At 70.3% G+C, this 17,875-nt stretch carries 14 protein-coding genes, 1 tRNA gene and 2 rRNA genes (1 of these 17 running past the window's edge); 9 read left to right on the forward strand and 8 right to left on the reverse strand.

The features are described from left to right. From BJZ21_RS07540 to BJZ21_RS07550, 3 genes are all read left to right on the forward strand, one after another. A 23S ribosomal RNA gene (locus BJZ21_RS07540) occupies window positions 1-1,646 on the forward strand (it extends 1,483 nt beyond the left edge of the window). A gap of 176 nt (window positions 1,647-1,822) precedes the next feature. Beyond that, window positions 1,823-1,939, forward strand: a 5S ribosomal RNA gene (rrf, locus tag BJZ21_RS07545). Between the two features lie 310 nt (window positions 1,940-2,249). Continuing rightward, the gene (locus BJZ21_RS07550) at window positions 2,250-2,780 is read left to right on the forward strand and encodes a DUF3145 domain-containing protein (protein ID WP_179663177.1); all 531 of its coding nucleotides are present in this window, start codon (window positions 2,250-2,252) and stop codon (window positions 2,778-2,780) included. Window positions 2,781-2,827: 47 nt separating this feature from the next. On the opposite strand, the gene BJZ21_RS07555 is transcribed toward BJZ21_RS07550, so the two are convergent. The 7 genes from BJZ21_RS07555 to BJZ21_RS07585 form a co-directional block, all read right to left on the reverse strand. Then, on the reverse strand, window positions 2,828-3,229 hold the full coding sequence (locus BJZ21_RS07555) for a hypothetical protein (RefSeq protein WP_179663178.1): 402 nt from the start codon (window positions 3,227-3,229) through the stop codon (window positions 2,828-2,830). Between the two features lie 165 nt (window positions 3,230-3,394). After that, window positions 3,395-4,837, reverse strand: a complete 1,443-nt coding sequence (locus BJZ21_RS07560; RefSeq protein ID WP_179663179.1) for a carboxyl transferase domain-containing protein — start codon at window positions 4,835-4,837, stop codon at window positions 3,395-3,397. Continuing rightward, window positions 4,834-6,087, reverse strand: coding sequence for a beta-ketoacyl-ACP synthase II (gene fabF / locus BJZ21_RS07565; protein ID WP_179663180.1), 1,254 nt, complete (start codon window positions 6,085-6,087; stop codon window positions 4,834-4,836). Before fabF ends, BJZ21_RS07560 begins: the two co-directional genes overlap by 4 nt. A 109-nt stretch (window positions 6,088-6,196) precedes the next feature. Continuing rightward, on the reverse strand, window positions 6,197-6,442 hold the full coding sequence (locus tag BJZ21_RS07570; protein ID WP_179663181.1) for an acyl carrier protein: 246 nt from the start codon (window positions 6,440-6,442) through the stop codon (window positions 6,197-6,199). A 66-nt stretch (window positions 6,443-6,508) separates the two neighbouring features. Further along, window positions 6,509-7,510: a beta-ketoacyl-ACP synthase III gene (locus BJZ21_RS07575; RefSeq protein ID WP_179663182.1), complete on the reverse strand. Its 1,002-nt coding sequence runs from the start codon at window positions 7,508-7,510 to the stop codon at window positions 6,509-6,511. Next, the gene (locus tag BJZ21_RS07580; protein WP_179663183.1) at window positions 7,510-8,694 is read right to left on the reverse strand and encodes an acyltransferase domain-containing protein; all 1,185 of its coding nucleotides are present in this window, start codon (window positions 8,692-8,694) and stop codon (window positions 7,510-7,512) included. Before BJZ21_RS07580 ends, BJZ21_RS07575 begins: the two co-directional genes overlap by 1 nt. Window positions 8,695-8,773: 79 nt before the next feature. Further along, entirely contained in the window at window positions 8,774-9,988 is a 1,215-nt protein-coding gene (locus tag BJZ21_RS07585) for a PucR family transcriptional regulator (RefSeq protein ID WP_343052014.1), read from the reverse strand. Window positions 9,989-10,119: 131 nt separating this feature from the next. On the opposite strand from BJZ21_RS07585, the gene BJZ21_RS07590 reads away from it, so the two are divergent. Beyond that, window positions 10,120-11,124 (forward strand): alpha/beta fold hydrolase, encoded by a 1,005-nt coding sequence (locus BJZ21_RS07590; protein ID WP_179663184.1) that lies wholly within the window; start codon window positions 10,120-10,122, stop codon window positions 11,122-11,124. A 218-nt stretch (window positions 11,125-11,342) separates the two neighbouring features. On the opposite strand, the gene aceE is transcribed toward BJZ21_RS07590, so the two are convergent. Beyond that, on the reverse strand, window positions 11,343-14,150 hold the full coding sequence (gene aceE / locus BJZ21_RS07595; protein WP_179663185.1) for a pyruvate dehydrogenase (acetyl-transferring), homodimeric type: 2,808 nt from the start codon (window positions 14,148-14,150) through the stop codon (window positions 11,343-11,345). A gap of 214 nt (window positions 14,151-14,364) precedes the next feature. Between aceE and BJZ21_RS07600 the strand changes: the two genes are divergently transcribed. The 5 genes from BJZ21_RS07600 to BJZ21_RS07620 all read left to right on the forward strand — a co-directional run bounded on the left by BJZ21_RS07600 (window position 14,365) and on the right by BJZ21_RS07620 (window position 17,873). Continuing rightward, the gene (locus tag BJZ21_RS07600; RefSeq protein ID WP_179663186.1) at window positions 14,365-14,808 is read left to right on the forward strand and encodes a DUF3052 family protein; all 444 of its coding nucleotides are present in this window, start codon (window positions 14,365-14,367) and stop codon (window positions 14,806-14,808) included. 43 nt (window positions 14,809-14,851) lie between these two features. Next, window positions 14,852-16,468: an AMP-binding protein gene (locus tag BJZ21_RS07605; RefSeq protein ID WP_179663187.1), complete on the forward strand. Its 1,617-nt coding sequence runs from the start codon at window positions 14,852-14,854 to the stop codon at window positions 16,466-16,468. Between the two features lie 48 nt (window positions 16,469-16,516). Then, the gene (locus BJZ21_RS07610) at window positions 16,517-16,981 is read left to right on the forward strand and encodes a peroxiredoxin (RefSeq protein ID WP_179663188.1); all 465 of its coding nucleotides are present in this window, start codon (window positions 16,517-16,519) and stop codon (window positions 16,979-16,981) included. A gap of 228 nt (window positions 16,982-17,209) precedes the next feature. Next, a tRNA-Val gene (locus tag BJZ21_RS07615) sits at window positions 17,210-17,284 on the forward strand. Continuing rightward, a complete protein-coding gene (locus BJZ21_RS07620) occupies window positions 17,235-17,873 on the forward strand; it encodes a DNA alkylation repair protein (protein ID WP_179665571.1) in 639 nt (212 codons plus the stop codon). Before BJZ21_RS07615 ends, BJZ21_RS07620 begins: the two co-directional genes overlap by 50 nt. Window positions 17,874-17,875: the final 2 nt, after the last annotated feature.

Raw genomic sequence — 17,875 nt, forward strand, 5'->3', positions numbered from 1 at the left:
GACAGGCGTAGTCGATGGACAACGGGTTGATATTCCCGTACCGGCAAAGTAGCGCCCATGACGAACCTGGTGATGCTAACCATCCGAAACTCATCGGACCGGACCCTTCGGGGCGAGGCTGGTGAGCGTAGCGTGGGACCCGAACTGGTAGTAGTCAAGCGATGGGGTGACGCAGGAAGGTAGTCCAACCGTACCGATGGTTGTGTACGGCTAAGCATGTAGGGCGGGATCCAGGTAAATCCGGTTCCCTGACTTTGATGTCGAGCTTGAGATGTGATGGGGACCCCGTTGGGGGGAAGTGGATGATCCTATGCTGTCGAGAAAAACCTCTAGCGAGCTACGCGCCGCCCGTACCCCAAACCGACTCAGGTGATCAGGTAGAGAATACCAAGGCGATCGAGCGAACCATGGTTAAGGAACTCGGCAAAATGCCCCCGTAACTTCGGGAGAAGGGGGGCCGGATCCGTGAACGCCCTAGCGGTGGGAGCGGTGATGGCCGCAGAGACCAGGCCCAAGCGACTGTTTACTAAAAACACAGGTCCGTGCGAAGTTGTAAGACGATGTATACGGACTGACTCCTGCCCGGTGCTGGAAGGTTAAGGGGACGGGTCAGCAGGTAACTGCGAAGCTCAGAACTTAAGCCCCAGTAAACGGCGGTGGTAACTATAACCATCCTAAGGTAGCGAAATTCCTTGTCGGGTAAGTTCCGACCTGCACGAATGGAGTAACGACTTGGGCGCTGTCTCAACCGTGGACTCGGCGAAATTGCACTACGAGTAAAGATGCTCGTTACGCGCGGCAGGACGGAAAGACCCCGGGACCTTTACTATAGTTTGGTATTGGTGTTTGGTTCGGCTTGTGTAGGATAGGTGGGAGACTGTGAAACCTCGACGCCAGTCGGGGTGGAGTCAACGTTGAAATACCACTCTGGTCGTACTAGATGTCTAACCTAGGTCCGTAATCCGGATCAGGGACAGTGCCTGATGGGTAGTTTAACTGGGGCGGTTGCCTCCTAAAATGTAACGGAGGCGCTCAAAGGTTCCCTCAGCCTGGTTGGCAATCAGGTGTTGAGTGTAAGTGCACAAGGGAGCTTGACTGTGAGACAGACATGTCGAGCAGGGACGAAAGTCGGAACTAGTGATCCGGCGTCGGCATGTGGAAGCGACGTCGCTCAACGGATAAAAGGTACCCCGGGGATAACAGGCTGATCTTCCCCAAGAGTCCATATCGACGGGATGGTTTGGCACCTCGATGTCGGCTCGTCGCATCCTGGGGCTGGAGTAGGTCCCAAGGGTTGGGCTGTTCGCCCATTAAAGCGGCACGCGAGCTGGGTTTAGAACGTCGTGAGACAGTTCGGTCCCTATCCGCCGCGCGCGCAGGAAACTTGAGAAAGGCTGTCCCTAGTACGAGAGGACCGGGATGGACGAACCTCTGGTGTGCCAGTTGTCCCGCCAGGGGCACGGCTGGTTAGCTACGTTCGGAAGTGATAACCGCTGAATGCATCTAAGCGGGAAGCACGTTTCAAGATGAGGTTTCCCACCCACTCGATGGGGTAAGGCCCCCAGCAGAACACTGGGTTGATAGGCCGGAGGTGTACAGCAGTAATGCCCAGCCGACCGGTACTAATAGGCCGAGGGCTTGTCCCACAACCACATCACCACAACACCACGAGACACCGCATGCGGTGTGTGCTACGCGTCCACTACGCAGTTCCCAACCAACAAGCCGTTGGTCATGAGAACTCAATATATGAGTCGAACACTCCAGCTTGGAGACACCCCCTGACACCGTGTGTGTGGGGTGTGTGTGTCTCCGCCAGAGTTACGGCGGCCATAGCGAAAGGGAAACACCCGGTCCCATCCCGAACCCGGAAGTTAAGCCTTTCAGCGCCGATGGTACTGCAGTCGCGAGGCTGTGGGAGAGTAGGACGCCGCCGGACAAACATTCCAGGAGGGCCACCCCGCAACAGGGGTGGCCCTCCTGCACATTTGGCACATTTGGCCCCTAGCTCGCTGCCCCTGTTGCTGGTTGCCCCGGACGCGCCGGCGCCCCGGGGCCATCCCGGCCGGCCGCCCGGGCCTCGGGGCCGCCGTCGGAAGAATTCTCGCCGTTGGTGGCGTTCCGCTGGTGCTCAGCGGCAACATGGGCCACAATGGGACCACAACTTACATACGTGTCACTCGACTCCCTTCACACTCCGTCGAGACCGCTGGGGAAGGCGTATCTCAACGCCGGAGATGAAGGAGGTCATGGTGACCACAAGCACTGCCACCCGCCCGAACGGTGTCGCGACCAGGGGCATCATGTATGTCCACTCGGCGCCGTCCGCGTTGTGCCCGCACGTGGAGTGGGCTGTCGGCGGTGTCCTGGGCATGCCCGTCAGCCTGGACTGGACACCGCAGCCTGCCCAGGGGGGCACCTACCGCGCCGAGCTGTCCTGGACAGGCTCGGCCGGGTCTGCTGCCGCCGTCGCGTCCGCGCTGCGTGGCTGGAACCACCTGCGCTTCGAGATCACCGAGGAGCCGACGTCGTCCTCCGAGGGCGCGCGATACTCCTACACCCCGGAGCTCGGTGTGTTCCACGCCGTCACGGGTCTGCACGGCGACATCATGATCCCCGAGGACCGTCTCAAGGCCGCCGTGGTCAAGGCGGCCCTGGGCGACACCACGGTGCTCCTCGAGATCGACAAGCTGCTCGGCAAGCCGTGGGACGACGAGCTCGAGACCTTCCGGCACGCGGGCGAGGGCGCCCCGGTCCGGTGGCTGCACCAGGTGGTGTGACCCACCGGCCGCAGGCCCCGGCGCTCAGCGCGCTCCGGCCGCCGCCGTCAGCGGCGGTGCAGCCGGAAGTGTGAGGGGCGCAGCCGGACGGTGCGCTGCTCGTAGCCCTTGTACCAGGTCAGCTTGGCCCGGATCGTGAAGCGGCCGGGCCGGGTGCTGTAGCGGCAGAAGCGGAAGCGGCTGTGGTCCCGCTCGTGCTCACTGTCGGAGTCGAACATCCCCGAGGCGAGGCGCTTGCCGCCCGGTCCGCGCAGGAACGTCTCGAGCAGCCAGTCGTGCGTGGGCGGCGTGATCCGCCAGTGGTAGCGATAGCCGTGGCAGCCGGCCCGCAGCACGCCGTTCGGGGCGTCGGTGCGTCCGTAGGAGTCGCGGGCGACCGCGGGCGCCACCGGGCCCAGGAGGCCGCACAGCAGTGCGATGAGCAGGGACGGGAGCGCCAGGCGCGGCATGTGAACCTCCGGGGACGGTGTGAGGGGCGTCACCAGGGTTCAACGCAGCTTCCGGCACAGCGTTACGCCCGGGCGGGAGGCCTCGAGGAGGCCTCCCACCCGGGCGCAGAGGCGAGAAGCAGTGGCGGGGAGCGGTGGCGGGCGCTTCCCGGCCACCGGCTCGGGTCAGAGCGGGATGTTCCCGTGGATGCCGCGGCGCACTCCGCCGGACTGGACCGCGTCGTCGATCGCCCGCGCGATGGCCGACCGGGTCGCCGCGGGCTCCACCACCTGGTCGACGACGCCGATCTCGACGGCCTTGTCGACGCCGCCGGCGATGCTCTCGTGCTCGGCGGCCAGCTCGGCCTCCACCCGCGGGCGGATGTCGGGGGAGACCTCGGCCAGCTTGCGCCGGTGCAGGATGCGGATGGCGGCGATCGCGCCCATGACGGCCACCTCGGCGCCCGGCCAGGCGAACACCTTGGTCGCCCCGAGGGACCGCGCGTTCATCGCGATGTAGGCGCCGCCGTACGTCTTGCGGGTGACCAGCGTGACTCGGGGCACGACGCACTCGCCGAAGGCGTGGAGCAGCTTGGCGCCGCGTCGTACGACGCCGTCCCACTCCTGGCCCACGCCCGGCAGGTAGCCGGGAACGTCCACCACCACGATCAGCGGCACCCCCAGCGCGTCACACATCCGGACGAACCGGGACGCCTTCTCCGCGGACAGCGAGTCCAGGCAGCCGCCGAGGCGGAGCGGGTTGTTGGCGACCACGCCGACGGTGCGGCCGCCGAAGCGACCGAGCGCGGTGACGATGTTGGGCGCCCAGCGCGCGTGCAGCTCCTGCATCGTGCCCTCGTCGAGCAGGGACTCCACCAGCGGGTGGACGTCGTAGGCGCGCTTCCTGGACTCCGGCAGCAGGGCCGCGAGGTCCCGGTCCTCGACCTGGTCGAGGACCAGGCTGCCCTGGGAGCCCAGCAGCGAGGCCACGCGGCGAGCGCGGTCGAGCGCCTCCCGCTCGGACTCGGTGAGGATGTGCACGACGCCGGAGCGCCGGCCGTGCGGCTCGGGACCGCCCAGGCGGAGCATGTCGACGTCCTCGCCGGTGACCGAGCGCACGACGTCGGGGCCCGTGACGAAGATCCGGCCCTCGGGGCCCAGGATCACCACGTCGGTGAGGGCGGGACCGTAGGCCGCACCACCGGCGGCGGGACCGAGCACCACCGAGACCTGCGGGATCTTCCCGGAGGCCTGGGTCATGACGTGGAAGATCCGCCCGACGGCGTGCAGCGACAGCACGCCCTCGGCCAGCCGGGCACCACCGGAGTGCCACAGCCCGATGATCGGGATGTTGTCGGTCATGGCGCGGTGGTAGGCGTCCACCACGACCCGGCAGCCGACGTCACCCATGGCGCCGCCCATCACGGTCGCGTCGGAGCAGAACGCCACGACGCGGGTGCCGTCGACCTGGCCGACGGCGGCCAGCATGCCGGAGTCGTCGTCGGGCGTGATCAGCTCGAGCGTGCCCTCGTCGAGCAACGCGGTGAGCCGGGCGACCGGGTTGCGGGGGTCCTGCTCGCGCGGCAGCTTGACCGGCCTGGCCGGGGTCTTCTCGGTGGTCGAGGTCACGAGAAGCTCCCGAAGGCGACCGCGACGTTGGCGCCGCCGAAGCCGAAGGAGTTGTTCAGCGCCGCGATGTCGCCGTCCGGCAGCTTGCGGGGACTGGTCGGGATGTCGAGCTCGACCTGCGGGTCGAGGTTGTCCAGGTTGATGGTCGGAGGCACCACCCGGTGCTGGATCGCCAGGATCGTCGCGATCGACTCCAACGCGCCGGCGCCACCGAGCAGGTGGCCGGTCATCGACTTGGTGCTGGTCACCACGACGTTGTCGGCGTGCTGGCCGAGGGTCGCGTGGATCATCAGGCCCTCGGCGATGTCGCCCTGCGGGGTGGACGTGGCGTGGGCGTTGATGTGGACGATGTCCTTCGGCTCGATCTGGGCCTCCTGCAACGCCCGGACGATGGCCCGGGCGCCGCCGCGACCGGCCGGGTCGGGCTGCGCGATGTCGTGGGAGTCGGCGGTGATGCCGGCGCCGAGCACCTCGGCGTAGATCCGCGCCCCGCGGGCCCGGGCGTGCTCCTCGGACTCCAGGACGAGCACGCCGGCGCCCTCGCCGAGCACGAAGCCGTCCCGACCGGTGTCCCAGGGACGGGAGACCGTCGTCGGGTCGGCGGTGTTCTTCGACAGCGCCATCATGTTCGCGAACGCCGCCATCGGCAGCGGGTGGATCGCGGCCTCGGTGCCGCCCGCGACGACCACGTCGGCGCGGCCGAGGCGGATCTGGTCGACGGCCAGGGCGATGCCCTCGTTGCCGGACGCGCACGCGGAGACGGGCGTGTTCACGGCGGCGCGGGCGCCGACGTAGAGGCTGATGTTGGCCGCGGGAGCATTCGGCATCAGCATCGGCACGGCCAGCGGGGAGACCCGGCGGGGGCCCTTCTCCCGGAGCAGGTCGTAGTTGTCCAGCAGCGTGTTCACGCCACCGATGCCCGAGGCCATCGCGACGCCCACCCGGTCGCCGTCGAGGTCGCCGGACTCCTGCAGTGCGTCGAGGCCGGCGTCGTGCCAGGCCTCCATGGTCGCGACCATCGCGAACTGCGAGGAGCGGTCCAGCCGACGCGCCTTCACGCGCTCGAGCACCTCGGTCGGCTCGACCGCGACGCGGGCGGCGATCTTCACCGGCAGGGCCTCGGCCCACTCCTCGGTCAGGTGCCGGACCCCGGAACGCCCGTTCACGAGCCCGTCCCAGGTGCTGGCGACGTCTCCGCCGAGGGGGCTGGTGGTGCCGAGACCGGTCACCACGACTCTTGTGCGGCTCATCTCTTCCTCAGATCTGGTGGAGCGGGCGCGGGCGCCGACGCTGGGAACGTGCGAGGGGTACGTGCGACGTGCTGCTCAGCGGCGACGCCCGCGAGGGCGTACGGGCGCCTCAGCCCTGGGCGCGCTCGATGAACGCGACGGCGTCACCGACGGTCTTGAGGTTCTTCACCTCGTCGTCGGGGATGGAGACGCCGAACTTCTCCTCGGCGGCGACGACGACCTCGACCATGGACAGGGAGTCGACGTCGAGGTCGTCCACGAAGGACTTGTCGAGCTGGACCTCGTCGGCGTCGATGCCGGCGACCTCGTTGACGATGTCGGCGAGGTCGGCACGGATCTCTTCGGTGGTGGCCATCTGGGGTGGTTCCTCTCGTTGTGATTGGGTGCTGCGAACGTGGCTGGTCCGGCCCGCGGGGGCGGATCAGGGAACGGTGACGACCTGCGCGGCGTAGGCGAGGCCGGCGCCGAAGGCGATCAGGAGCGCGGTCTCGCCGCTCCTGGCCTGGCCCTCGGCGATCATGCGGTCCAGGGCCAGCGGGACCGAGGCCGCGGAGGTGTTGCCCATCTCGGCGATGTCGCGAGCGATCTTCACGGTCGCCGGCAGCTTCATCGAGCGGGCGAGCGCGTCGATGATGCGCATGTTGGCCTGGTGGGGCACGAACACGTCCAGCTGGTCCGCGGTGATCCCGGCCCGGTCGAGCGCCTCCTGGCCGACCTTGGCCATGGCGTAGGCGGCCCAGCGGAAGACCGGGTTGCCGAGCATCACCAGGTGGGGCATCCGCGGCTTCTCGGAGGCGATCACGTCCCGCCAGTCCTCGCGCTGCCGGATGTGGTCGAAGTGCTCGCCCTGGCTGCCCCACACGACGGGGCCGATCCCGGGCGTCTCGCTCGGGCCGACCACCGCGGCGCCCGCGCCGTCGGCGAAGATGAAGGCGGTCCCGCGGTCGCCGACGTCGGTGAGGTCGGAGAGCCGCTCCACGCCGATCACGAGCACGTGCCCCGCACTGCCGCCGCGGACCAGGTCGGCGGCCATGCCGACACCGTGGCAGAAGCCCGCGCACGCCGCGGAGATGTCGAACGCGGCCGCGTTGTCGGTGCCGAGGTCGTGCGCGACCAGGGTGGCGACGGCGGGGGTCTGCAGCATGTGGCTGACGGTGGCGACGATGACGCACTCGATCTGCCGGGCGTCGATCCCGGCGGCGTCGAGCGCCTTGCGGGAGGCCTCCACGGCCATCATCCGCACCGTCTCCTCGGGCGTGGCCCACCGGCGCTGCTTGATCCCGGAGCGCTGCTGGATCCACTCGTCGCTGGAGTCGATGGCCTCGACGATCTCGGCGTTGGGGACCACCCGCGAGGGTCGGTAGGAGCCGACCCCGAGGAGGGCGGCGTGCTGGGCGCCGGAGGCGGTCTTCAGGGCGGTCATCACTGGGCTCCTTCGGGGTGCAGGCGGATCAGGGGCTGGCCCGGCGAGACCAGGTCGCCGTCCTCGACCAGCCACTCGACCACCTGGCCGCCGTGGGAGGCGGTCACGCTGATCCGGTCACGCAGGCTCGCCACGTCGCCGATCGGGGCGCCGGGCGCCAGCATGTCGAGCGCGGCGGCGGTGCTGTCGAGATGGAAGGTGCCCTTGGCGGGGGAGACCACCATGCGCCAGGTGGGCGCGGTGTCGATCACCGACCCCTCGCCGTGCTTCTGGCAGAAGGCGCGGGCGGCGTCGAGCTGGTCGGGGGTCTTCAGCGCGAAGGTCTCGACGCCCTTGAGCGCGCGCTTGGCGATGCCGGTCAGCGTGCCTGCGGGCGGCATCTCCAAGATGCCGGTGACGCCGAGATCGGACATGGTCTCCAGGCAGAGGTCCCAGCGCACCGGACTGGCGATCTGGCCGACCATGCGGCGCAGCACGGCGGGTCCGTGGTGGACGATCTGGCCGTCCTTGTTCGAGATGACCGGGATCCGCGGGTCGTGCACCGAGACCGACACCGCCAGCCGGGACAGGTGGCCGACGGCCGGGGCCATGTGCTCGGTGTGGAAGGCGCCGGCGACGCTGAGCGGCATCAGCCGGGCCTTCGCCGGCGGGTCGGCGGCGAGCGCCTCGAGCTGCTCGCGGGTGCCGGCGGCGACGATCTGCCCGGGGCCGTTGTCGTTGGCCGGTGTGAGGCCGTGCCGCTCGAGCGCCGCGAGGATCTCCTCGCGGTCGCCGCCGAGGATCGCCGTCATGCCGGTCGGGGTCGCGGCCGCCGCCTCGGCCATGGCGATGCCGCGCTCGCGCACCAGCACCATCGCCTGCTCGGCGGTGATCGCGCGGGCACCGGCGGCCGCGGTCAGCTCACCGACGCTGTGGCCGGCGACCGCGCCGATCTGGTCGAACGCGTCCGCGGGGTGCGGGAAGAGCTCGAGGGCGGCCACGAGGCCGGTCGCGACCAGCAGCGGCTGGGCGATCCGGGTGTCACGGATGGTCTCGGCGTCGGCCTCGGTGCCGTAGTGGGCGAGGTCGACCCCGGCGACGGTGGCGAGCCAGGCGAAGCGCGAGGCGAACGTCTGGTCCTCCAGCCAGGGGGAGAGGAATCCGGGCGTCTGGGCGCCTTGGCCGGGAGCGACGATCACGAGCACCCCCCCACTCTGCCGTGCCGGGGGGTGGGGTCGACCCTCCGGCACGCACGAAGATCGGCGGCGATTCTTTGTGGGGTTCCTACAAATCGGTCTGGGTGGCGGGCGGCTCACCGCGGCCGGACTGACGGCCCAGGATCAACGCGATCTCGAGGATGAAGGCGTCCCGCGGCTGGGCGGGCGCGTAGCCGGTGAGCTCGGCGACCTGGCGCAGGCGGTAGCGGACGGTGTTGGCATGCACGAAGAGCGCCCGCCCGGTGGCCTCGATGGAGGCCCCGCGCTCGAAGTAGGCCGAGAGGGTCTCGATCAGCGTGCCCCGGGCCCGGACCAGCGGCAGGTAGACCTCGTCGACCAGGTGCCGGCGGGCGTGGCCGTCGCCGGCCAGCGCCCGCTCCGGGAGGAGCTCGATGCTGCGCACCGGTCGGGGGGCCTGGGGCCATCCGGACGCGGCCCGGTGGGCGGCCGAGGCGGCCCGGGCCGAGAGGTGGGCACGTCCGAGGTCCACGGCCACCGGCCCGACGATGACCGGTCCGTCGCCGAACAGCGCGGCCACCGATTCCGCGGCCACCCGGGGGTCGTCGACGCCGCCCAGGACCACCACGAGGCGCTCGCCCTGCACCGCGCACAGGGCGTCCATCCCCGCGGCGCGCGCGCAGCGGCGTACCTCGTCGAACAGGTCGGTCTCGGTGCGCTGGGCCGGCACGTCGCCCAGGACCACCGCCACGTCCCCGCGCGCGGTCCAGCCGAGCGCGCTCGCGCGGGACAGCAGGGTCTCGTCGGCCTCCGAGCGCAGCACCGCGTCGACGACGAGCGCCTCGAGGCGGGCGTCCCAGGCGCCCCGCAGCTCCGCGGCGCGGGCGTAGACCTCGGCGGTGGCGAACGCGACCTCGCGGGCGTAGCGCAGCACGCCGGCGTGCACGTCGGGGGCGTCGTCGGGCTCGACGATCGCGTCGATGTTGCTCTCGACGACCTCGATCGAGAGCCGGACCAGGTCGACGGTCTGCTGCAGGTTGATGACCCCGGCCAGCGCCCGGGGGGCCGCGCCGAACACCGAGGTGGCGACCGCGCTGCTGCCGGGCCCGGGGCGGCCGCCCTCGCGGCGGTACCAGTCGACGAAGCCGCGGATGCCGGCCTGAACGATCACCCCCACCCACGAGCGGTCCTCGGCGCTGAGGTCGCGGAACCAGGGAAGGTCGGTCTCCATCCGCGCCATCGCCGAGGTGCTCAACGCGCCGGTCGACCGCTGGAGCACGTCAGCGGCGCGGAGGCTGGGCACGACCGGCGAGGCGGGGGACACGAAAAGAGGCTAGTCGACGGCTCGGAACCGGAAAACCACGGTCGGACAAGGGTTTCGCGGCCCGGAACAGCGGGCAGTCTGCTTGAATCCCGTCACCGACGCCGCGCTGCTTGCGGCAGCCAGGAGGATCGGTGTCCCGCACGCAGCCCAGCAACAGGCCCAGCAACAGGCAGGACGTCCAGTACGTCACGCTCCACGGCCACCGGCGCGCCTACGTCAAGGTGGGCGAGGGGCCGGTCGTGCTGCTGCTGCACGGCCTCGGGTGCGACCACACGACCTGGGCGCCGGTGATCGACACGCTGGCCCGCCGCTACACCGTCATCGCCCCTGACCTGCTGGGTCACGGCCGGTCGGCCAAGCCGCGGGCCGACTACAGCGTCGGCGGCTACGCCAACGCGATGCGTGACCTGCTCACGGTCCTCGGCATCGACCGCGCGACCGTCGTCGGGCACAGCTTCGGCGGCGGCGTGGCGATGCAGTTCGCCTACCAGTTCCCCGAGCGGACCGAGCGGCTGATGCTCGTCGCCTCGGGCGGCCTGGGTCCCGAGGTGACGCCCGCGATCCGGGCGATCACCACGCCCGGCTTCCACCAGGTGATGGGCCTGCTCACGCTGCCCGGCGTACGCCACGCCGGCAAGGTCGGCCTGCGTGCCCTCTCGCACGCGCCGTGCAGCTACACCCGCGACCTCGACGAGGTCGCCGAGATCTACGACTCCTTCAAGGACTCCTCGGCCCGGCACGCCATCCGCCACGTGGTGCGCGCCGTGGTCGACTGGCGCGGCCAGATCGTGACGATGGCCGACCGTGCCTACCTGACCGAGGCGATGCCGATGGCTGTCGTGTGGGGGGAGCAGGACCGGGTCATCCCCGTGCGGCACGCAGGCAACGCCGGCTCGTTCGCGCCGTACGCCCGCGTCGAGGTGATCCCGAACGCCGGTCACTTCCCGCACAAGGACCACCCGCAGCGGTTCGTGCGGATCGTCAACGAGTTCATCCGCTCCACCCAGCCCGCGACCTACAGCCGGGACCGCTTCCGCCGACTGCTCCGCGACGGCCACGCCGGTGGGGCCGGTGAAGCCGCGGAAGCCGCTGAAACCGCTGAGATCGCGACAGTCACGGCGCTGCCGAGCGCTTAGGTCGGGCGGCGGCTGCGCCGCAGGAATCCCCGGCCGGCCGGGGATTCCCTCGGTTGGGGGGCGTTGCAACGGCTGACAACCGTAGGAACGGGCCCTCCACTGGTGCGTGTGGGGCCGGTGTGGCGTGCGGCCGACCCTGCTGAGCCGGGTGGCCTGGAACATGAGGCAGGGCGGTGACCGCTGCGGTCACCGCCCTGCCTCGTGCACGCCTCACCTCGTCAGGCGTCTCCGCCCTCCTGCTTGACGCCGGAGACGGCGGTCGGGTCGTCGATGCGGTACTGCGCGAACGCCTTCTCGACCTGCTCGCGGTCGATCTGGCCGGCGTCGGCCAGGGCCTGGAGCGCCTGCACGACGACGGACTGGGCGTCGATGTGGAAGAAGCGCCGGGCCGCGGGGCGGGTGTCGGCGAAGCCGAAGCCGTCGGCGCCCAGCACCCGGTAGTCGCCGGGGACCCAGCGGGCGATCTGCAGCGGCACCGCCCGCATGTAGTCGGAGACCGCGACCACGGGGCCCTGCGCCCCGGCCAGCTTGTCGGCGACGTAGGCCGTACGCGCCGGCTCGCCCGGGTGCAGCAGGTTCCACTGCTCGGCGGCGACCGCGTCGCGGGCCAGCTCGTTCCACGAGGTCACCGACCAGGTGTCGGCCTGCACGCCCCACTCCTCGGCGAGGATGCGGACGGCGTCGCGGACCCAGGGAAAGCCGATGCCCGAGGCCAGCAGCTGGACCCGGGGGCCCTCGCCGTCGGCGGTCGAGACCTTGTGGATGCCCTTGAGGATGCCCTCGACGTCGACGTCCTCCGGCTCGGCCGGCTGGGAGACCGGCTCGTTGTAGACCGTGAGGTAGAAGATGACGTTCTCGCCGTCGGGGTGCTGCTCGCTCGAGCCGTACATCCGCTCGAGGCCGTTCTGCATGATGTGGCTGACCTCGTAGGCGAAGGCGGGGTCGTAGTGCACGATCGCCGGGTTGGTCGCCGCGATCAGCGGCGAGTGCCCGTCGGCGTGCTGCAGGCCCTCACCGGTCAGCGTGGTGCGGCCGGCCGTCGCCCCGACCAGGAAGCCGCGCGCGAGCTGGTCGGCCATCGCCCAGATCGAGTCGCCGGTGCGCTGGAAGCCGAACATCGAGTAGAAGATGTAGAACGGGATCATGAACTCGCCGTGCGTGGAGTACGCCGAGCCGGCGGCCGTGGCCGAGGCCATCGCGCCCGCCTCCGAGATGCCCTCGTGCAGCATCTGGCCCTGGGTGGACTCCTTGTAGGACAGCAACAACTTCCGGTCGACCGACTCGTAGCGCTGGCCGCCCGGGTTGTAGACCTTGGCGCTCGGGAACATCGAGTCCATGCCGAACGTGCGGTACTCGTCCGGGGCGATCGGCACGAGGCGCTGGCCGATCTCGGGGTCCTTCATCCAGTCGCGCAGCAGGCGCACGATCGCCATCGTGGTCGCGATGGAGTTCTTGCCCGAGCCCTGCTTGAGCTCCTTGTAGACCTCGTCGCCGGGGAGCTTGAGCGGCTTCGCGCGCAGCACCCGGCGCGGGATCGAGCCACCCAGGGCGTTGCGCCGCTCCTTCATGTACTCGATCTCGGGAGCGTTCTCCCCGGGGTGGAAGAACGGCGCGGCGCCGGTCTCCTCGTAGGACCGCTCCAGGTCGCGGTCGGAGATCGGCAGGTAGAGCCGGTCCCGGAACTTCTTGACGTCGTCCTGGGTCAGCTTCTTCATCTGGTGGGTGGCGTTCTTGCCCTCGAGGGCGTCGATCGTCCAGCCCTTGATGGTCTTGGCCAGGATCACCGTCGGCTGGCCGACGTGCTTGGTGGCGGCCTCGAACGCGGCGTACACCTTGCGGTAGTCGTGGCCGCCGCGGGGCAGCTTGCGGATCTGCTCGTCGGACATGTGCTCGACCATCTTGCGCAGCCGCGGGTCGCCGCCGAAGAAGCTGTCGCGGATGTACTCGCCGGTCTCGACGGAGTAGGTCTGGAACGCGCCGTCGGGCGTGGTGTTCATCTGGTTGACCAGCACGCCGTCCACGTCGCGGGCCAGCAGGTCGTCCCACTCGCGGCCCCAGACGACCTTGATGACGTTCCAGCCGGCGCCCCGGAAGGTGGACTCCAGCTCCTGGATGATCTTGCCGTTGCCGCGCACCGGGCCGTCGAGCTGCTGCAGGTTGCAGTTGATGACCCAGGTGAGGTTGTCCAGCTCCTCGCGGGCGGCCACGCCGATCGCGCCGAGCGACTCGGGCTCGGCCATCTCGCCGTCGCCGAGGAAGGCCCAGACGCGCTGCTGGCTGGTGTCCTTGAGCCCGCGGTTCTGCAGGTAGCGGTTGAACCGCGCCTGGTAGATCGAGTTGATCCCGGTCAGCCCCATCGAGACGGTCGGGAACTCCCAGAACTCCGGCATCAGCCGGGGGTGCGGGTAGGAGGACAGCCCGGCGTGCGGGCCGTGCTGGACCTCCTGTCGGAAGCGGTAGAGCTGCTTCTCGCTCAGGCGGCCCTCGAGGAACGCGCGGGAGTAGATGCCGGGGGAGGCGTGCCCCTGGATGTAGATCTGGTCGCCGCCGCCCGGGTGGTCCTTGCCGCGGAAGAAGTGGTTGAAACCGACCTCGTAGAGGCTGGCGGAGGACTGGTACGTCGCGATGTGGCCGCCGACCTCGAGCCCCTTGCGGTTGGCGGCGGAGACCATGACCGCGGCGTTCCAGCGGATGAACGCCCGGATCCGGCGCTCGGTCTCCTCGTCGCCGGGGAACCAGGGCTCCCGCTCCGGCGGGATCGTGTTGATGTAGTCGGTGCTCCGCAGGGCAGGGACACCGACCTGGGTCTGCCGCGCTCGCTCGAGCAGGCGCAGCATGACGTACCGGGCGCGCTCACGGCCGCGCTCGCCGACCAGGGCATCGAACGACGCGATCCAGTCCTGGGTCTCGTCCGGGTCGATGTCGGGCAGCTGGGTCGGCAGTCCCTCGTGGATGACCGAGGGGATCGATGCGCTCCGGGGGTTGTCGGAGCCGGTGCCAGAAACGTTGGTGGAGTCTTCGGTCACGGTCTCATCGTCGCACGACCCCTGAAGGGACCAAATCTACCCGGCGGTAGGTCCATCAGGCGGTCCTCTCCGGAGCCCGCGGAGCCGGGCCGCGGGCACCCTCCTCCCCACCTGCTGGTCGAGACGGGTTGCGCCCCCGCGGGACTTCCGCTGGACTACTCCACACCTTGCCGCCCCGAGACGGACGGCGAACCCGACGTGACTGGAGGAACCAGTGAGTGCGACCGCGGGTGGCGGGTCCACCCAGACAGACGGACCTGCTGCCGGTCCTGCGGGCCGGCTGGGCTTCAAGCCCGGCATGGTCATCCAGGAGCTGGGCTGGGACAACGACACCGACGACGAGCTGCGCGTCGCCATCGAGGACAGGATCGACTCGGACATGGTCGACGGCGACTACGGCAACGTGGTCGACGCCGTCCTGCTGTGGTGGCGCGAGGACGACGGGGACCTGGTCGACGGCCTGGTCGACGCCCTGACCGACCTCGTCGGCGGCGGCGCGATCTGGTTGCTCACCCCGAAGGTGGGCCGGCCCGGTTCGGTGGATCCCGCCGACATCGCCGAGGCCGCGCCGATCGCCGGGCTCGCCCAGACGACCACCGCTGCCGTGAGCAAGGACTGGTCGGCGACCCGGCTGGTCGCCCCCAAGACGCCGGCCTGACCGGCGTCCGTAACGCCGGGGCAGCCGCGCAGTTAGGAGCAGCGTGATCCGACGAGCTCTCGGCCGCGCGGCCGCTGCCGGCACCGGCCTGAAGGTCCTGACCGAGGCCGGGGTGATCCGGCCCTACTCGCCACTGGTGCTGGCCGGCATCGCGAAGGCGCTCCGGGACTGGGGGACCGGACCAGCCGGCGGGTTCGCCGCGCTCGCCGTCCGCGCGCCGCGGCAGGTGGGGCTGGTCGACGAGCTGGGCGCGCTCACCTTCGCCGAGCTGCACCGCCGCTCCAACAGCCTGGCCCGCGGCCTGGCGGCCCGGGGCGTCTCGGAGGGCGACTCCGTGGCGGTGATGTGCCGCAACCACCGCGGCTTCGTGGACGCGACCGTCGCGATCGCCAAGCTGGGCGCGGACATCCTCTACCTCAACACCGCGTTCGCCGGCCCCCAGCTCGTCGAGGTGCTGGACCGGGAGCGGCCGGCGGCGGTCATCCACGACGAGGAGTTCACCGAGCTGCTGTCCGGCACCGAGGTGGACAACCGGGTCGTGGCCTGGGTCGACGGGGACGAGGTCGGCGACGGGGACACCGTGGAGTCGCTCATCGAGCAGCATCCCGGCGGCGACCTGGACCCGCCCGAGCACCATTCGCGCGTGGTGATCCTGACCTCCGGCACCACCGGGACGCCCAAGGGCGCCCCGCGCAGCGAGGCCGGCATCGAGGCCGCGGTCTCGCTGCTCTCCCGGATGCCCCTGCGCCACGGGTGGCGGACCCACATCGCGGCGCCGTTGTTCCACACCTGGGGTTTCGCCCACCTGGCCATGGCGATGCTGCTCGGCTCCACGGTCGTGCTCCGCCGCAGGTTCGACCCCGAGGAGTGCCTGCGGGTCACGGAGGAGGAGCGCTGTGACTCGTTGGCGGTGATCCCGGTGATGCTGCAGCGGATGCTGGCGCTCCCGGAGGAGACGCTGGACCAGTACGACCTGGGCCGGCTCAAGGTGGTGGCGGCCTCCGGGTCCGCGCTGCCCGGAGACCTCGCCCTGTCGTGGATGGACCACTTCGGGGACAACCTCTACAACATCTACGGCTCGACGGAGGTCGCCTACGCCTCCGTCGCCACCCCCGAGGACCTGCGGGAGGCGCCGTCCTCGGCCGGGCGGCCGCCGTACGCCACGGTGGTGAGGATCCTCGACCCCCAGGGCGAGGAGGTGCCCCGGGGCGAGGCCGGGCGGATCTTCGTCGGCAACTCGCTGCTCTTCGAGGGCTACTCCGGCGGCGGCCACAAGGAGGTCGTCGACGGGCTGATGTCCAGTGGCGACGTCGGCCGGATCGGCGAGGACGGACGGCTCTACGTCGAGGGCCGCGACGACGAGATGATCGTCTCCGGGGGCGAGAACGTCTTCCCGAAGGAGGTCGAGGACTGCCTCGCCCGCCACGACGCCGTCGAGGAGGTCGCCGCCGTCGGCGTCGACGACCCGGACTACGGCAAGAGGCTCCGGGCGTACGTCGCGATCCGGGGCGGTTCGAGCGCCACCGAGGACGAGCTGAAGGACTGGGTCAAGCAGAACCTGGCCCGCTACAAGGTGCCGCGCGAGATCGTGTTCCTCGACGAGCTGCCGCGCAACGCGACCGGCAAGGTGCTCAAGAAGGACCTCGTCGAGAAGGACTGACGCTCCGGTCGCCGACCCGTCGCCGGCTGGTGCAAGGATGTCGCCATCATGAGCGGACTCACCCTGGGCGGCCCGGCGCCCGACTTCACCCTGCGCGACCAGTTCGGGCAGGACGTGACGCTGTCGTCCTACCAGGGCAAGAAGGCCGTGGCGATCTTCTTCTACCCCTACGCCTTCTCGGGGGTGTGCACCGGGGAGATGGCCGGGATCCGCGACCGGCTGGCGGAGTTCATGACCTTCGACACCGAGGTGCTGGCGATCTCCTGCGACCCGATCTACTCGCTGCGGGCGTTCGCCGACCAGGACGGGCTCAACTTCCCGCTGCTCTCCGACTTCTGGCCGCACGGGGCGGTCGCCACGGCCTACGACGTCTTCGACGAGCGCAAGGGCTGCCCCCGGCGCTCGTCGTACGTCATCGACAAGCAGGGGCGGGTGCGGTGGTCCGTGCACAACGCCATGCCCGAGGGGCGCGACCTCGACGAGCACCTCGAGCAGCTCTTCGCGGTCGCCTGAGACCTGGTAGCACGCGACCACGGTCGCAGGGCTAGACCGGTCGGCGGGTCGACGGGCTTCAGGGGACAGCCCTTGAACCGCCGGGCTAGGGTTGTCCTTGTCGAACCGCTGGTGACCCGAGACACCAGCGGTTCGGCCTATTTCGGCGCCTGTCGCCTTGGCCGGCCCCGGCCCCCCGGTCCGGGGTTCGCGGCCCCGTCACCGCTCGCTACTCTGTGCGGGCTTCACGGGCGTATAGCTCAGCGGTAGAGCTCTGGTCTTACAAACCAGCGGTCGGGGGTTCGATCCCCTCTGCGCCCACCACCCCGCCGGCGGGGGCACCCACGTCGAGCTCAGCGCGCTCCTGCGGCCGCTGCTCGCGGCCTACCGCCCCGCGAGCCGGGAGGAGTGGGAGGCCACCGTCCGGGCGCTGTGGGACGTAGCCTCGCACCGCGAGGAGCGGTATGCCGCCCTCGCGCTGGCCAAGCATCGGTCCGCCCGCGGATGGCTCGACGCCGCGGTGCTCCCGCTGGTCCACCATCTCGTGGTCACCGGAGCGTGGTGGGACTACGTCGACGACGTCGCGGCGAACCTCGTCGGCCCGGCGCTCGTGGCGGACCGCGAGCGGGCGACCCCGCTGCTGCGGGCGTGGGCGAGCGACGAGGACCCCTGGGTGCGGCGGACGGTGGTGCTGTGCCAGCTGAAGAGCCGTCGGGACACCGATCTCGAGCTGCTGAGGCACGCGGTCGAGTGCAACGTGGACGACCCGTCGTTCTGGCTGCGCAAGGCGATCGGGTGGGCCCTGCGCGAGTACGCCCGCCTCGACCCGGAGTGGGTGCGGGCCGAGGTGGCGCGCCTCGACGGCAGGATCTCCGGACTCTCCCGCCGCGAGGCGCTCAAGCGCCTCGCGTGACC

Origin of the sequence: Nocardioides panaciterrulae, assembly GCF_013409645.1 — a bacterium.
GTDB lineage: Bacteria > Actinomycetota > Actinomycetes > Propionibacteriales > Nocardioidaceae > Nocardioides > Nocardioides panaciterrulae.

Excerpts from the sequence above, each read along its gene's own strand:
- BJZ21_RS07550 (WP_179663177.1), top strand. The coding sequence starts at position 2,250 with ATGGTGACCACAAGCACTGCCACCCGCCCGAACGGTGTCGCGACCAGG.
- BJZ21_RS07555 (WP_179663178.1), bottom strand. The coding sequence starts at position 3,229 with ATGCCGCGCCTGGCGCTCCCGTCCCTGCTCATCGCACTGCTGTGCGGC.
- fabF (WP_179663180.1), bottom strand. The coding sequence starts at position 6,087 with ATGAGCCGCACAAGAGTCGTGGTGACCGGTCTCGGCACCACCAGCCCC.
- BJZ21_RS07570 (WP_179663181.1), bottom strand. The coding sequence starts at position 6,442 with ATGGCCACCACCGAAGAGATCCGTGCCGACCTCGCCGACATCGTCAAC.
- BJZ21_RS07575 (WP_179663182.1), bottom strand. The coding sequence starts at position 7,510 with ATGACCGCCCTGAAGACCGCCTCCGGCGCCCAGCACGCCGCCCTCCTC.
- BJZ21_RS07610 (WP_179663188.1), top strand. The coding sequence starts at position 16,517 with ATGAGCGGACTCACCCTGGGCGGCCCGGCGCCCGACTTCACCCTGCGC.